The 15925-nt window shown below is 66.7% G+C and carries 12 protein-coding genes; 9 read left to right on the top strand and 3 right to left on the bottom strand.

Annotated features, from left to right (window positions below):
* Positions 1-3 precede the first annotated feature (3 nt).
* The 7 genes from nusA (at position 4) to EKL94_RS12640 (ending at position 10171) form a co-directional block, all read left to right on the top strand.
* Positions 4-1515 carry a transcription termination factor NusA gene (nusA, locus tag EKL94_RS12670; protein WP_005410449.1) on the top strand — a complete coding sequence of 504 codons (1512 nt, stop codon included), beginning with the start codon at positions 4-6 and terminating at the stop codon, positions 1513-1515.
* 92 nt (positions 1516-1607) lie between these two features.
* Complete coding sequence (gene infB / locus EKL94_RS12665; RefSeq protein WP_126929371.1) at positions 1608-4256, top strand: translation initiation factor IF-2; 2649 nt, start codon at positions 1608-1610, stop codon at positions 4254-4256.
* A gap of 125 nt (positions 4257-4381) precedes the next feature.
* Complete coding sequence (rbfA, locus tag EKL94_RS12660; protein WP_005410447.1) at positions 4382-4765, top strand: 30S ribosome-binding factor RbfA; 384 nt, start codon at positions 4382-4384, stop codon at positions 4763-4765.
* A gap of 107 nt (positions 4766-4872) precedes the next feature.
* Complete coding sequence (gene truB, locus EKL94_RS12655) at positions 4873-5781, top strand: tRNA pseudouridine(55) synthase TruB (protein ID WP_126929370.1); 909 nt, start codon at positions 4873-4875, stop codon at positions 5779-5781.
* 173 nt (positions 5782-5954) lie between these two features.
* Positions 5955-6215 (top strand): 30S ribosomal protein S15, encoded by a 261-nt coding sequence (rpsO, locus tag EKL94_RS12650; RefSeq protein WP_005410445.1) that lies wholly within the window; start codon positions 5955-5957, stop codon positions 6213-6215.
* A gap of 151 nt (positions 6216-6366) precedes the next feature.
* The gene (gene pnp / locus EKL94_RS12645) at positions 6367-8475 is read left to right on the top strand and encodes a polyribonucleotide nucleotidyltransferase (RefSeq protein WP_126929369.1); all 2109 of its coding nucleotides are present in this window, start codon (positions 6367-6369) and stop codon (positions 8473-8475) included.
* Between the two features lie 127 nt (positions 8476-8602).
* Complete coding sequence (locus tag EKL94_RS12640; RefSeq protein ID WP_126929368.1) at positions 8603-10171, top strand: winged helix-turn-helix domain-containing protein; 1569 nt, start codon at positions 8603-8605, stop codon at positions 10169-10171.
* On the opposite strand, the gene EKL94_RS12635 is transcribed toward EKL94_RS12640, so the two are convergent.
* Both EKL94_RS12635 and EKL94_RS12630 read right to left on the bottom strand, forming a co-directional pair.
* The gene (locus EKL94_RS12635) at positions 10140-11204 is read right to left on the bottom strand and encodes a serine hydrolase domain-containing protein (RefSeq protein ID WP_126929367.1); all 1065 of its coding nucleotides are present in this window, start codon (positions 11202-11204) and stop codon (positions 10140-10142) included. The two genes, EKL94_RS12640 and EKL94_RS12635, sit on opposite strands and share 32 nt — an antisense overlap.
* 111 nt (positions 11205-11315) lie before the next feature.
* On the bottom strand, positions 11316-12302 hold the full coding sequence (locus EKL94_RS12630; RefSeq protein ID WP_260473424.1) for a tetratricopeptide repeat protein: 987 nt from the start codon (positions 12300-12302) through the stop codon (positions 11316-11318).
* 216 nt (positions 12303-12518) lie between these two features.
* Between EKL94_RS12630 and EKL94_RS12625 the strand changes: the two genes are divergently transcribed.
* Together EKL94_RS12625 and EKL94_RS12620 are read left to right on the top strand one after the other, a co-directional pair.
* Positions 12519-13709: a glycoside hydrolase family 18 protein gene (locus tag EKL94_RS12625; RefSeq protein WP_126929365.1), complete on the top strand. Its 1191-nt coding sequence runs from the start codon at positions 12519-12521 to the stop codon at positions 13707-13709.
* A gap of 90 nt (positions 13710-13799) precedes the next feature.
* Positions 13800-14192 (top strand): VOC family protein, encoded by a 393-nt coding sequence (locus EKL94_RS12620; RefSeq protein WP_126929364.1) that lies wholly within the window; start codon positions 13800-13802, stop codon positions 14190-14192.
* A 172-nt stretch (positions 14193-14364) separates the two neighbouring features.
* Here the strand turns inward: EKL94_RS12620 and EKL94_RS12615 are convergent, their stop codons facing one another.
* On the bottom strand, positions 14365-15924 hold the full coding sequence (locus tag EKL94_RS12615) for a PepSY-associated TM helix domain-containing protein (protein ID WP_126929363.1): 1560 nt from the start codon (positions 15922-15924) through the stop codon (positions 14365-14367).
* Between the last annotated feature and the right edge of the window lies 1 nt (position 15925).

Genomic DNA, 15925 nt, shown 5'->3' with positions numbered 1-15925 from the left:
CCAATGAGCAAGGAACTGTTGCTGGTAGTCGACGCGGTCGCCAACGAGAAGGGCGTGCCGCGTGAAGTGATCTTCGATGCGATCGAGGCCGCCCTGGCCTCGGCAGCGAAGAAGCGCTATCCCGACGAGGAAGTGCTGACCCGCGTGGTCATCGACCACAAGGATGGCAGCTACGAAACCTTCCGCCGCTGGGAAGTGGTGGCCGATGACGTGGTCATGGAATCGCCGGATCGCCAGATCCGCCTGATGGATGCCGTCGATGAAGCCGAAGGCGTGGACGTCGGCGACTACATCGAAGAGCAGATCGAGAACCCGGATTTCGGCCGCATTGCCGCCCAGGCCGCCAAGCAGGTCATCGTCCAGCGCGTGCGCGAAGCCGAGCGCCAGCAGGTCGTGGATGCGTGGAAGGATCGCGTCGGCGAGCTGATCACCGGTGTGGTCAAGCGCGCCGAGCGCGGCAACATCTATGTCGACCTCGGTGGCAACGCCGAAGGCTTCATCCCGAAGGACAAGGGCATTCCGCGCGACGTGCTGCGCGCCGGTGACCGCGTGCGCGGCTACCTGGCTGAAGTCCGTTCGGAACCGCGTGGCCCGCAGCTGTTCATCAGCCGCGCCGCCCCGGAATTCATGATCGAGCTGTTCAAGCTGGAAGTGCCGGAAGTCGGCCAGGGCCTGGTGGAAATCAAGGCCTGCGCCCGCGATCCGGGCGACCGCGCCAAGATCGCCGTGCTGGCCCACGACCAGCGCACCGATCCGATCGGTGCCTGCATCGGCATGCGCGGTTCGCGCGTGCAGGCCGTGTCCAACGAGCTCAATGGCGAGCGCGTGGACATCGTGCTGTGGAACGACAACCCGGCCAACTTCGTCATCAACGCGATGGCGCCGGCCGAAGTGCAGTCGATCATCGTCGATGAAGACAAGCACTCGATGGACCTGGCCGTTGCCGAAGACCGCCTGGCCCAGGCGATCGGCAAGGGCGGCCAGAACGTGCGCCTGGCCAGCCGCCTGACCGGCTGGCAGCTCAACGTGATGACCCAGGACCAGGTCACCGCCAAGTCGGAGGCCGAGCAGGCTTCGGCCCGCCAGCTGTTCATGGACAAGCTGGAAGTGGACGAGGAAATCGCCGGCATCCTGGTCAGCGAAGGCTTCGGCACCGTCGAGGAAATCGCATATGTCCCGGTCGGCGAACTGCTGGCCGTGGAAGGTTTCGACGAAGACATCGTCGAAGAGCTGCGCGCTCGTGCCCGCGATGCGCTGCTCAATGAGGCCCTGGCAGTCGAGGAAGGCCTTGAAGACGGCCAGCCGGCGCAGGACCTGCTGTCCCTGAAGGGCATGGACGAAGCCACCGCGTATGCGCTGGCCGGCCACGGCGTGCGCACCAGTGAGGACCTGTCCGATCTGGCCGCCGACGAGGTCATGGACTTCGGCATCGAAGGGCTGGATCAGGCGCGCGCCGCTGCGCTGATCCTGGCCGCGCGTGCCGAGGAGATCGCCCGACTGGAACGCGGCGAATGAGCCGGCAATGAACAGGGCCCTGAGCCGCTCAGGGCGTAGAATCCGCGCCACCTCCAGATGCGGGGGGGCGCCCACAAGATCATAGGATCCGAATGTCGCAGCAAACCACCATCCGCAAGCTTGCCGAACTGGTCAACACGCCGGTCGAAAAACTGCTGGAACAGCTGGCCGGTGCCGGCATGAAGTTCAGCGGTCCCGACCAGGTCGTGACCAGCACCGAGAAGGTGAAGCTCCTGGGCTTCCTTCGTCGTTCGCACGGCAAGCCCGAGCAGGCCCCGGAAGAGACGGATCAGTCTGCAAAGAAGATCACGCTCAACCGCCGGAAACAGCAGGAAGTGACGGTCAGTTCCGGTCGCAGCAAGACGACCGTGAATGTCGAGGTGCGCCAGAAGCGTACCTACGTCAAGGATGGTGCTCGCGCCATGACGCCGGACGAAGAGCGCGCCGACATCCTGCGCAAGCTGGAAGAGTCGCGCGCGCGCAACCTCGCCGAACAGCAGGCCCTGGCCGAGAAGGATCGTCTGCGCGACGAGGCCATCGTCCGTGCCCGTGAGGAAGAGGTCGCCGCAAAGGAACGCGCAGAGGCCGAGAAGAAGGCCGCCGAGGAAGCCGCCGCTGCCGCCAAGGCTGCCGAGGCGCTGGCTGCCAGCAAGCCGAAGGTGCGCGCTCCGATCGACGAAACCGCGCCGCGCCCGCCGCGCGCCCCGGCCGCAGCCCCGGCTGCGCCGCGTGGTGCACCGCCGCCGCCGCGCAGCGACGACCGCAACAACCGCAGCGCGCCGCGCAGCGAGCGTGGCCCGGGTGATCGCTTTGCCGGCCAGATGCACCTGTCGGCGGCCGATCGTGCCCGTCGTGGCAACAGCAACAACAGCAACAACCGTGGCCGTCCGGGTGGCCGCAACCAGAGTGGCGGCCGTCGCGACATGTCGCGTGGTGGCAACAACGCGGGTCCGCACGCCTTCGAGCGTCCGACCGCGCCGGTCGTGCGTGAAGTGGCGATCGGCGAAACCATCACCGTGGCCGACCTGGCGCAGAAGCTCGCGCTGAAGGGCGGCGAGGTGGTGAAGGCGCTGTTCAAGATGGGCGTGATGGCCACCATCACCCAGTCCATCGACCACGACACCGCTGCGCTGGTGACCGAAGAACTCGGCCACAAGGCGATCCGCGCCAATGACAACGACGCCGAAGACGCACTGCTGGCATCGACCGGTGAAAACCAGGGCGAAGCCGTACAGCGTCCGCCGGTGGTCACCATCATGGGCCACGTCGACCACGGTAAGACCTCGCTGCTGGATTACATCCGCCGCACCAAGGTCGCCACCGGCGAAGCTGGTGGCATCACCCAGCACATCGGTGCCTACCACGTTGATACGCCGAAGGGCGTCATCAGCTTCCTGGATACCCCGGGCCACGCCGCATTCACCTCGATGCGTGCGCGCGGCGCCAAGCTGACCGACATCGTGGTGCTGGTGGTGGCTGCCGATGACGGCGTCATGCCGCAGACCAAGGAAGCGATCCAGCACGCGCGTTCGGCGGGTGTACCGCTGATCGTGGCCATCAACAAGATCGACAAGTCCGGTGCCGACCCGATGCGGGTCAAGAACGAGCTGCTCTCCGAGCAGGTCGTGGCCGAAGACTTCGGCGGTGACATCCAGATGGTGGAGATCTCGGCCAAGACCGGCCTGGGCATCGACGACCTGCTGGACGCCGTTTCGGTGCAGGCCGAACTGCTGGAACTGAAGGCCGTCGATGAAGGCCGCGCCTCGGGCGTGGTGATCGAATCGTCGCTGGACAAGGGCCGCGGCCCGGTCGCTACCGTGCTGGTGCAGCAGGGCCGCCTGAAGAAGGGCGATTACCTGGTGTGCGGCATCCAGTACGGCCGCGTGCGTGCGCTGTTCGACGAAACCGGCAAGCAGCCGGAATTCGCCGGCCCGTCCATTCCGGTGCAGGTCCTGGGCCTGTCCGGCGTGCCGGAAGCCGGTGACGACTTCGTGGTCGTCGAGGACGAGCGCCTGGCCAAGGACGTTGCCCAGCAGCGTGAGACCAAGCGCCGTGAATCGCGCCTGGTCGCCACCGCCGGCAGTCGCATGGAAGACATCATGGCAACCCTGGGCAAGGGCGAGGGCCAGCAGGTCCTCAACCTGGTCATCAAGGCCGACGTGCAGGGTTCGGTGCAGGCTCTGAGCCAGGCACTGGTCGCGCTGTCCAACGAAGACATCCGCATCAACGTCATCCACTCCGGCGTGGGCGGCATCACCGAGTCGGACGCCAACTCGGCGGCCGCTTCGAAGGCCACCGTCATCGGCTTCAACGTGCGTGCGGATGCTTCGGCCCGTCGCATCATCGAATCCAACGGCGTCGACCTGCGTTACTTCTCGATCATCTATGACGTGATCGACCAGGTGAAGCAGGTGGCTTCCGGTCTGCTGGGCGTGGAGATCCGCGAAGAGATCATCGGTATCGCCGAGGTCCGCGACGTCTTCCGCAGCTCCAAGCTGGGTGCCGTCGCCGGTTCGATGGTCATCGAGGGCGTGGTCAAGCGCAACAAGCCGATCCGCGTCCTGCGCGACAGCGTGGTGATCTTCGAGGGCGAGCTGGAATCGCTGCGCCGCTTCAAGGAGAACGTCGAGGAAGTCCGCAACGGTACCGAATGCGGTATCGCGGTGAAGGCCTACAACGACGTCAAGCCGGGTGACCAGATCGAGTGCTTCGAGCGTATCGAAGTGCCGCGCACCCTGTAATGCTGTACTGGACCGGCCCTCAGGGGCCGGTCCGCCCCCCTGGTGGGGCCCGACCTTGGTCGGGCCGCTCCTCCTGGTAGGACCCGACCTTGGTCGGGTCACATTCAAATCGAGAGCCCGACCGCGTGCCCAAGACTTTCCATCGAACCGACCGTGTCTCCGCCCAGCTGCGCCGTGAACTCGGCACCCTGGTGCACAACGCCGTGCGCGAGCACGGGTTGCCCTCGGTGAGCGTGTCCGACGTGGAAATCACCCGCGACATGGCCCATGCCAAGGTGTTCGTCACCGCGCTGATGCCGGAACGTTCGGCCGAAGCCGTGGCCGGCCTGAAGGAGCTGGGCTACCGCCTGCGCATGGACCTGGCCCGCGCGATGAAGCTGCGCCACGTGCCGGAGCTGCATTTCCACTACGACGACTCGGTCGACCGTGGTGAGCACATCGACAACATCCTGCGCGACCTGCCCGATACGCTGGCCGCCGAGAAGCGTCGCGAGAGCGACGAAGAATAACCGCGCGACGCCGGGCATGCCCGGCGTTGTTGCATTCCGGCTGCGCGATGTCTGATGCAGACCGCGCTGCGGCAGCCGAGCATGGCTCGGCTCAACACTTTCCTGTCATGACCCGAATTCAGTTCCGCCGCCTGGATGGCATCCTGCTGCTCGACAAGTCGACCGGCATGAGCTCCAACGCCGCCCTGCAGGTGGCGCGCCGCCTGTTCCGTGCCGAGAAGGGTGGCCACACCGGCAGCCTCGACCCGTTGGCCACCGGCCTGCTGCCGCTGTGCTTCGGCGAGGCGACCAAGATCGCCGGCCTGCTGTTGGGTTCGGCCAAGGCCTACGATGCCGAGATCGTGCTTGGCCAGACCACGGATACCGATGATGCCGAAGGCCAGGTGCTGCTGCAGCGCCCGGTGCCGGCGATCAGCGCCGAAGCCCTGCAGGCTGCGCTGGCGCCACTGACCGGCAGCATCCTCCAGCGTGCCCCGATCTATTCGGCGCTGAAGCAAGGCGGTGAACCGCTGTATGTGAAGGCTCGTCGCGGTGATGCCATCGAGGCGCCCGAGCGCGAGGTCCAGGTGCAGGCCATCGAGGTGCTGGAGCAGCAGCCGGAGCGGTTGCGGCTGCGCGTGACCTGCGGCTCCGGCACCTACATCCGCAGCCTGGCCCGCGACCTGGGCGAAAGCCTGGGCTGCGGCGCTCACATCACTGCGCTGCGCCGGCTCTGGGTCGAGCCGTTCCGTGAACCGGCGATGGTCACCCTGGATCAGCTGCGGGCGATGGTCGAGGCAGGTGACGAGGCCGGCATGGACGCGCTGCTGCTGCCGCTGGCGGCCGGCCTGGCTGAATACCCGCGGGTCGACCTGGATGCCGACCAGACCCACCGCTTCTGCGTCGGCCAGCGCCAGCGTGACCTGTCCTGGCCGCATGGCCTGGTGGCTGTGTTCGGTCCGGACGATGTTGTCCAGGGCTTGGGCCAGGTCGATGACAGTGGCCTGCTGGCGCCGCAGCGTCGTTTCAACCTCTGACCGGGCCCGGGCGGTTCAGCCCCGGTCCTTGTCCCGGAAGCCCCTGACCGTTACAATTTCGCGGCCGTTTTCCGGCAGCCTGCCTCGCGCAGGTTTCATCCTCGTAGTCCACGGCGAGCCTGGCGGTGCGCGAAGCGCGTTCCTGCCGGCCACGCATCACAGAGAAAAAAGAAATGTCGATCGACACCCAGAAGGTCATTGAAGACAACAAGCGCAGCTCGGCTGACACCGGCTCCCCGGAAGTCCAGGTTGCACTGCTGACCGCCCGCATCGAACTGCTGACCGGCCACTTCAAGACCCACAAGAAGGACCACCACAGCCGCCGCGGCCTGCTGCAGATGGTCAACCGCCGTCGCAGCCTGCTCGACTACCTGAAGAAGAAGGACGTCGAGCGTTACAAGGCCCTGATCGAGAAGCTTGGCCTGCGTCGCTAAGCAACGAATCCCCCGCGGCGCAGCGATGCGCCGCGGTTTTGTTTTGTAGCACCGCAATCCCCGATTCAGGCCGGAACGATCCGGCCACCCGCTGGCGGCAAGGGTCGCCGACGGTCCAAATTCGCAGACAGCATCCCCAAGGACACCCTCCGTGGCAAAAATCACCAAAACCTTCCAGTACGGCAAGCACACCGTCACGCTCGAGACCGGCGAAGTCGCCCGTCAGGCCAGCGGTGCCGTCATCGTCAAGATGGACGACACCGTACTGCTGGTCACCGCCGTCGCCGCCAAGAGCGCGCGCGAAGGCCAGGACTTCTTCCCGCTGACCGTCGATTATCAGGAAAAGTTCTACGCCGGCGGCCGTATCCCGGGTGGTTTCTTCAAGCGTGAAGGCCGTGCGACCGAGAAGGAAACCCTGATCTCGCGTCTGATCGACCGCCCGATCCGTCCGCTGTTCCCGGAAGACTACAAGAACGAAGTGCAGATCATCGCCACGGTCATGTCGTTGAACCCGGACGTGGACGGCGACATTGCTGCCCTGATCGGTGCCTCGGCTGCCCTGTCCCTGGCCGGCACCCCGTTCATGGGCCCGATCGGCGCTGCCAAGGTCGGCTACAAGAACGGCGAGTACATCCTGAACCCGACCGTCAGCGAACTGGCTGACTCGCAGCTGGAACTGGTCGTCGCCGGTACCTCCAACGCCGTGCTGATGGTTGAATCCGAAGCCGCGCTGCTGTCCGAAGAAGTGATGCTGGGCGCCGTGACCTTCGGTCACCGCGAGATGCAGAAGGTCATCAACGCGATCAACGAGCTGACCGTCGAAGCCGGCACCAAGCCGTCGACCTGGGAAGCCCCGGCCAAGAACGACGTGCTGATCTCCGCCCTGAAGGAAGCCATCGGCCCGCGCCTGGGCGAAGCCTTCCAGGTGCGTGACAAGCTGCAGCGCCGTGACGCCATCTCGGCGATCAAGAAGGACGTGGTCGAAAGCCTGGCTGGCCGTGTGGCCGCTGAAGGCTGGAACCCGGCCGAGCTGTCGAAGGAATTCGGCGAGCTGGAATACCGCACCATGCGTGACTCGGTGCTGGACACCAAGGTCCGCATCGACGGCCGTGCGCTGGACACCGTCCGCCCGATCGCCGTGAAGACCGGCGTGCTGCCGCGTACCCACGGTTCCTCGCTGTTCACCCGCGGCGAAACCCAGGCCATCGTGACCATCACCCTGGGCACCGCCCGTGACGGCCAGGTCATCGACGCCGTTGCCGGTGAGTACAAGGAAAACTTCCTGTTCCACTACAACTTCCCTCCGTTCTCGGTGGGTGAGTGCGGCCGCATGATGGGTCCGAAGCGCCGCGAAATCGGCCACGGTCGCCTGGCCAAGCGCGGCGTGCTGGCTGTCATGCCGTCGCTGGAAGCCTTCCCGTACACCATCCGCGTCGTCTCGGAAATCACCGAGTCGAACGGTTCCTCGTCGATGGCCTCGGTCTGCGGTTCCTCGCTGGCCCTGATGGACGCCGGCGTGCCGGTGAAGGCACCTGTTGCCGGTATCGCCATGGGCCTGGTCAAGGAAGGCGAGCGCTTCGTCGTCCTGTCCGACATCCTGGGTGACGAAGATCACCTGGGCGACATGGACTTCAAGGTGGCCGGTACCGCTGAGGGCATTTCCGCCCTGCAGATGGACATCAAGATCGAAGGCATCACCGAAGAGATCATGAAGCAGGCTCTGCAGCAGGCCAAGGCTGGCCGTCTGCACATCCTGGGCGAAATGGCCCACGGCCTGACCGCTCCGCGTGAAGAGCTGTCGGACTACGCGCCGCGCCTGCTGACCATCAAGATTCACCCGGACAAGATCCGCGAAGTGATCGGCAAGGGTGGCTCGACCATCCAGGCCATCACCAAGGAAACCGGCACCCAGATCGACATCCAGGATGACGGCACCATCGTCATTGCTTCGGTCAACGCCATCGCTGCCCAGGCTGCCAAGGCCCGCATCGAGCAGATCACCTCGGACGTCGAGCCGGGCCGCATCTACGAAGGCAAGGTCGCCAAGATCATGGACTTCGGTGCGTTCGTCACCATCCTGCCGGGCAAGGACGGCCTGGTCCACGTGTCGCAGATCTCCAGCGATCGCGTCGAGAAGGTCGGCGACGTGCTGAAGGAAGGCGATGTGGTCAAGGTCAAGGTGCTGGAAGTCGACAAGCAGGGCCGTATCCGCCTGTCGATGAAGGCCGTGGAAGAAGGCGACGCCGTCAGCGCCGAATAATCGGTACTGCCGATTGTGCGGTGGGTGAGGACCGTTGGTCCTCACACCTTCGCAGATGAAAAAGCGGGCTTCGGCCCGCTTTTTCTTTGCCTGTCATCCAGTGCGCTCCAGCCGCTATGCTTCGGCCATGGACACCCTGCGCCTGCTCGACCTGGACATTGATCGCCCGGCGCAGCGCGTCAGTCGCAACGGTGAGGTATTGCCGGTCAGCGGCCTCAGCTGGACCCTGCTGGATGTGCTTCTCACGCAAGGCACCGACGTTGTGGATTTCGACACGCTGGCCGCACGGGTCTGGGCCCCTGCGGTGGTCGGCGAAGACGCGGTCAGCCAGCGGGTGAAGCTGCTGCGCCAGGCCCTCGGCGATGACAGCCGGCATCCGCGCTACATCCGCTCGGTACGTGGTCGCGGCTACCAGCTGTGCGTGCCGCCACAGCCGGCCAGCGCGTCACCCACGCCATCATCGCGTGCCCGCAGGCTCGGTTGGGGTGTGGTGGCTGTCGCGGTGCTGGGCATGGCCGCCACACTGTTGCTGTTGCCCCGGTCGGCGCCGCAGGGCGCAGGGCAGTCGCTGTTGCAGCGCGCCGATTACTACGCGGGCATCGGCCAGGCCAACAACAACAGCGTGGCCATCACCCTGTACCGGCAGGCCCTGCAGGCGGATCCGGAATCCGTGGCGGCCCGGCGTGGCCTGTCCCGTGCGCTGGCGGCAGAGGGCTGTCTGTTCAACGGCACGCCCGAGCAGTTGCACGAAGCACTGGCATTGGCCGAGCAGGAGCGTCAGCGCGCGCCTCGCGATGCCGCTGCGCACGCCTTGTGGGGGTATGCGCAGGACTGCCTGGGCGATATGCGGCAGGCGATCACCGGCTACAGCCGCGCCATCGAACTCGAGCCGGGCGACGAGCGTAGTCGCGCATCGCTGGCCTACCTGCAGCAGGAGCGTGGCCAGCTCGCCACAGCGCTGCAGGCGAATCTGTCCTTGAAGGCCCCAGAGCGCATCCGCTTCCGTGATGTGCAGGTCGCGCGCGAGCTGGAACTGCTGGGCTTCACCCACGTGGCCGCAGTTCGCCACGCGCGCAATTTCCAGCTGTACCCGGACAACGTCTTTTCCAACATCGCCTGGCCGCGCAGCCTGTACCTGGCCGGCGCGCCGCAGCAGGCCAGGCAGGCGCTGGACGAGGCGCTGAGGCGTAGCACGCCGCATCCGCAGCTGCTGCGCCTGCAGGGAGAGCTGGCGTTGCTGGCCGGCGACGCCGCAGGTGCCGCCGACGCGTTCGAGCGTGGTCGCCAGCTGCGGCCGCAGCAGTCGCTGGGCCAGACCCTGGCGATGTTGCACGGCGCGGGGGCGGCAGACGGCGCGTGGATCGACCAACGCCTGCAGCAGCTCGCTGCCAACGCAGGCGCCGGCGACGGCTGGCCCGATGCGGCGCTGGAACGGGCGCTGCTGTTGCAGGCCCGGGGCCATGCAGATGACGCTGTGGCTGCACTGCAGCAGGCGGTAGATGACGGTTTCCGCGACGTAGCGTGGCTGCGTGCCACGCCTCTGTTCGTCCCCCTGCGCAGCACGCCCGGCTGGCCGGCCCTGCTGCAGCGGCTGGATGCCGACATCGCCCGGCAACGTGCGCAGGTGCTGGCCGCCAGCTGGCGGCCGGACGACCTGGCCGCGCTCAGTGCAGCGCCGGCAGCAGGAACTCGGTGAGGATCCGTCGCGACTGTGGATGGGCGAAGCTGCGGTTGAACGCCTGGCTGGTGACCACCGCGACCACGCGTTGCTCCGGCACCACGAACACATAGTTGCCGCCATTGCCGGACATCGCCCACACCGTGCGCGGTGAACCCTGCACTCCCAGCTTCAGGCCCCACCACTGGTAGCCGTAGTCGCTGCCATCGGAAGTGGTTGCCTGTGCCCGCACCATCGCCTCGATGTAGTCCTTGGGGACCAGCTGGCGGCCCTGCCATCGGCCACCATCGAGCACGAGCTGGCCGAAGCGGGCCAGATCACGCGTGCGGTAGCGGGTGCCTCCGCCGCCCATGCCGATACCCTCCGGCGAACGGTTCCACCGGCTGTGGATGATGCCCAGCGGCCGCTCCAGCACCCGTGCAGCGTAATCGGCCAACGGCTGCCCACTGGCCTGCTCAAGCACCGCGCCCAGCACGAACGGGTTGGCGGTGCAGTAGGCGAACGTGCGCCCGTAGGGGCTGTCCTGCGGCCGCTGCATCCACGGCGCGAAGCCCTTCACCGGCAAGCTCAGTGCAAAGTCCAGCCACTTCTCCGTTACGTACATGCGTTCCTCGTGGCCGGCCGAGAACGGGTTCTCGTCATCGCACTCCCACAGGCTGCTCATGGTCAGCAGGTCCTGCACGGTGGTGGCGCGCAGGCGCGGGTCGACCGCGTGCCGGGCAGTGAAGGCAGGGAAGTAGTCGTAGACCGGGGCCTGTACGCCGGGCAGCGTGCCCTCGCCAATGGCGGCGCCCACCAGCAGTGCGGTCACGCCCTTGCTGGCCGATCGCACGTCGTGCAGGGTCTGCGCGTCGGCGCCGTTGAAGTAGCCCTCGTAGACTACCTTCCCATCGACCTGCAGCAGCACGCTGCGGATCTGTTTCAGTTCGTCGCTGGCGATGGCCTGCCGCAGGGACTGCAGACGGGCGGGATCGGGGGGCGTGGCGCGGGCCGCAAAGGGCAGGGTACAGACCGCGCAGAGCAGGGTGAGGGCAGACAGTATCGAACGCATCGTCGGACTCCATCGAAAGGGAGCCCGATTGAGCCCGCGCTGCGTCTGAAGTGCTGGAAACCGGCCTGAAGAATTCTGAAGGCCTTGTGCCACAAGGCCCGGTGCTCGACCCTACTCGGCCTCTTCGTCCTCCCCCAGCCACCAGACCTGGCCTGGCTCCGGGGCGCTCATCGGGTGCTCGCGCTGTTCGATGGCCTCCAGCACCCGGCCGGGGGCTGCAGCGACCCACACCGCCATGAGCTTTTCCACCGCAGCCCGGCCCTGTGCGGCCACGCCGAGGTCACGTTCGCGTCTCCATTGGTCTTCATCTGGCGCCTCCTCACCATGCTGGTGCGGCGTGCCGTAGCTGCAGCGGCGGCACAGCCGGCGCACGGTGGCCGTCCAGTCCTCGACCATGCCGATGCCTGGCAGCGTGATGGCCTCCAGGGCAGCGATGTCATCGGCCGAATCACACTGCACGAACACGGTGAAGGTCGTCATGTCCGATGCCTGCAGGCGCTGCATCGCGTTGAACACCGGCACCTGGCGCTCCCCGTAGGTGCGATGGCCGGTTGATGCGCCGTCGTGCAGCACGATGTCGCCGAAGCGGAAGCCGCTTTCGGGCAGCGGTACGTTGTCGATGCGTGCACGCACCGGATCAATGCGGCTCATATACACCACTTCGGCATCGGACCACGGTGCCAAGCGCACACAGGCCACGCCGAAGTTGCCCTCGATCGGACCTTCGCCCTCGGGCAGGGTGATGCCACAGCGGGCCCATTGGCGGCGCGCTTCGGCCCAGTCACCGGCGCCGGTGGCGGCGATACCGGCATTCCACGCGGTGGCTTCATCGAACTCGCCGCGTAGCTGTCCCGATTGCAGGTTGTCCCGCAGCGAGGCAGTCCAGTCGCGCAGGTATTTGTGCGCCAATCCGCGCATGTAATGCAGATACGGCACTTCCGGAGCGAGTGCGATCAGCTCGCCGAACAGCGCCACTGCCTGCTGCAGGTCGCCCTCGCGGAAGACGGCGTAGGCGCGTGCCTCCAGTGCCTGGTGTTCGTCGAGGATTTCGTCGTCCAGCAGGTCGCCGTCGTCAATGTCGTTGTGGTCGGTGCTCATGTCCATGCGCGGTTGGAGGTCCGCGGCTACCTTAGCCGATGCATGGGAGACCGGCGTCGGTGTGTGTCCTGCTGCAGTGCATGACGGCAATCGCATGTCTGCCCCGATGTCGTCATGGGATGCGGCGCGCCTGTCCACTGGACGACATGCCGCGACAACCGTCCCACAGCCCCATCCGTTTGCTAACGTGGCTGCGCCTTCGAACCGGGAGATCCCATGTTCCGCCAGACCGTGGCTGTCCTTGCCGTGCTGATTGCCGGTGCCTTGCCCATTGCCGTGCATGCGGCGCCCGCGCAGCCACCGATCTTCGGTGCCTACTACCCCGGTGGCTCGGCCGAGCGCTACCCGGTGTCGAGCATTCCGGCCGAGCGCCTCACCCACCTGTTCTACGCGTTCTCCACCATCGAGGACGGGCGCTGCACGATCGGTGCCGAAGCGCCGAAGCATTTCGCTGCGCTGGCTGAGCTGAAGAAGGCGCACCCGCATCTGCGCACGCTGATCTCAATTGGCGGATGGGGCGCAGGTGGATTCTCCGATGCAGCGCTGACCGAGGCCAGCCGCAAGCGCCTGGTCGACTCGTGCATGGCGCTGTTCTTCAACCGCCATGCCGGCAGCTTCGACGGCGTGGACATTGACTGGGAGTTCCCGGTCAGTGGCGGACCGAAGGAGCTGGCGCACCGCCCGCAGGATCGCGCCAATCTGACCAGGCTCGCACAGGCGTTCCGCGTGGCACTCGACGCGCACGGGCGCAAGGAGCGACAACCGATGCTGCTGACCGCCGCGCTGGCCGCCGGTCGCCTGCAGACCGATGGCCCCTACGATCCAGCAGTGAGCTATGACCTGCCGGCACTGGCCAAGGTGTTCGATTTCATCAACCTGATGAGCTACGACATGGGCACCGGTTTCTCGGCGGTGTCGACCTTCAATGCGCCGCTGCATGAAGTGCCGGCCGATCCGCTGGCGCCGGAGTTACGGCGCTGGAACAACGTGGCCGGCGCGGTGCAGTACTACCGCGAGCACGGTGTGCCGGCCGACAAGCTGGTGCTGGGCGTGCCGTTCTACGGGCGCGGCTTCAAGGTCACCGGCGATGCCCCGGATGGCCTGTACCAGTCCTACAGTGCGCCGGCTGATGCCGGCGACTGGCGGGTGATCAAAGCGCGCTATCTCGACCAGCCAGGTTGGACGAAACACTGGCAGCCGCAGGCGCAGAGCCCGTGGCTGTACAACGCCGGGCAGAAGATCTTCATCAGCTACGAAGACCCGCGCTCGATCGGCCTGCGTGCGCAGTTCGCCCGTGAGCAGGGCCTGGCCGGGGTGTTCATGTGGGAGCTGACCGGCGACGACGAACAGGCCAGCCTGCTCAACGCCATGCTGGGCCCCTGGCAGAAGGCGCGCATCGGCGATTGAGCTGCATCAGGCAATGTCCGGCGCAATGCTGCAATGCCATCGGCCCGACCTCGCACAGCACGTCCACGCCCGCAGCGTTACGCTGCGGGCATGATCCACCTCGAACGACTGGACCACCTGGTCCTCACCGTCGCTGACATCGACCGCAGCTGCGACTTCTACCAGCGCGTGCTCGGCATGCAGGTTGTGCGCTTCGGCGCGGGCCGTACCGCGCTGCAGTTCGGCCAGCAGAAGATCAATCTGCATCCGGCCAGTGCCCCGCTGCAGCCGCATGCGTTGCGACCCACGCCGGGCAGTGCCGACCTGTGTCTGGTCACGCGTACGGCCACAGTCGATGTGCTGGCCCACCTGCAGGCGCAGTCCGTTGCGGTGGAGGAGGGGCCGGTTGCACGCACCGGCGCGCTGGGGCCGATCGAATCGGTGTACTTCCGCGACCCGGATGGCAACCTGATCGAAGTGAGTCGTTACCCCGGCGAGGCATGATCCTGCTTGGGTAGCGTCGAGCTTGCTCGACGGGGGCTTGGCGCGAAATCAACACCAGTCGAGCAAGCTCGACTCTACATTGGCGCGAAATCAACAGCTGTCGAGCAAGCTCGACGCTACAGGGGCGTTGCGCGCAACGGTAGGTAGCGCCGGGGCCATGCCCGGCGAAGGTTCAGTTGGCCCAGACGCTGTTGGGATCGCCGTTGCGGGCGCGGCGTTGACTGGCCACGGCCAGGCGGGCGAAGCCGAAGGCCATGGCCAGCGCGATGGCATCGACCCAGAACAGCGGCCAGTGGCCACGCGCGGCAGCACGCCACAGCCAGTCACCATTGAGTGCGCCGTGCAGGATCGGCACCAGCGCGGTGCTGATCGCCGCCGCCCACAGCAGTTCACGTGCCGCCTGCGCCGGGCGTCGCAGCGCGGCCCACAGCGCACAGGCCGCCCAGCTGCCGAAGCAGGCCCAGCGAATGCCGTGGTCGACCGCCGACGGTGCCAGCCGCTCCAGCACGAGTGCGGTGACGAAGGCGACCGAGATCGCCACGCACAGGCCGATGCACACGCCGACCGTGGCCCGCGCCATGTTCACACCGGCACGCGGCTGCTGCGGCTGGCGGCGCTTGCGCCGCGACTCGATCCACAACAGGTTGCCGGAGTAGAACAGGAAGGCACCGCCGAGGCCGAGCAGGAAGTACAGCCAGACCACCACGCCGTTGCCGAATTCGCCGAAGTGCAGCGCGTAGGCGGCGCTGAGCGTGGCGTGGTTGGCGTCGCGCTGGCCCGGCAGCTGCGAGGCCAGAACGTTGCCTGTGGCGACGTCCAGCGCCACCGCGCCAAGCGGGCCGAGCGTGCCGGTGGATTCGCCGGTGATCTCGATGGTGGCATTGGCATCGCCGGCATTGGCCAGCTTCAGGTAGGCCGGCTCGAAGTTGGCCACGCCCTGTGCGCGGGCGACTTCAAGCGCGCGAGCATGCAGCACGCGCAGGCTGCCCGGCGGTGCCGGAATGCCACTGGCGTCGCGCACGGGCGCGGTGTCCATCGCCGTCGGCACCGCCTGCAGCGCCTTGCCGTCGTAGATCAACGGGTTGAGCAGGGCCATCTGCACGAACACCAGGCAGAGCAGGGCGCCGGTCACCGCGAACATCAGGTGGAAGGGCAGGCTGAGCACGCCGATCACGTTGTGCGCGTCCTGCCACAGCTGCTTCAGGTTGCGGCCCGGACGCAGCGCGAACAGATCGCCGAACAGCTTCGGCAGGTGGATCACCAGGCCGCTCAGCAGCGCCATGCCATACAGCAGGCTGACGATGCCCATCACGTAGATGCCGGCCACCGGCAGGCCGAGGCTGTAATGCAGCTCGTTGACCAGTTCGGCCAGTCCGGTCTGTGGCGGTGTGGGGCTGCCGGCGATCTGGCCGGGCCAGGCATAGCGCCAGCTGCCATCACCGGCCTGCCAGTACGCAAGTGGCTGCGGATGTTCGGCGCCGGGGAAGGTCATGCCGATGTGGCGGCGGGCTTCCGGGTGTGTCGCCAGTACGTCTTCCAGCAGGTACTGCGCGTCGTCCAGGCCCGCCGGCAGTGCGGTGGCTGCGCCCGGGGTCTGCCACAGCGGCAGGTCGTGATGGAACAGGGTCAGCGCACCCGCGTAGAAGGCCACGAACAGGCCGAAGCCGGCGACCAGGCCGACCCAGGTGTGCAGGGTGGTGAACGTGCGCAGCGTCTGCGAACTGAACTTCATG

The organism is Stenotrophomonas maltophilia, assembly GCF_003970865.1.
Classification (GTDB): Bacteria; Pseudomonadota; Gammaproteobacteria; order Xanthomonadales; family Xanthomonadaceae; genus Stenotrophomonas; species Stenotrophomonas maltophilia_AR.
The sequence above is the reverse complement of the archived record's forward strand: the minus strand, read 5'-3'. Positions and strand labels throughout refer to the sequence as shown.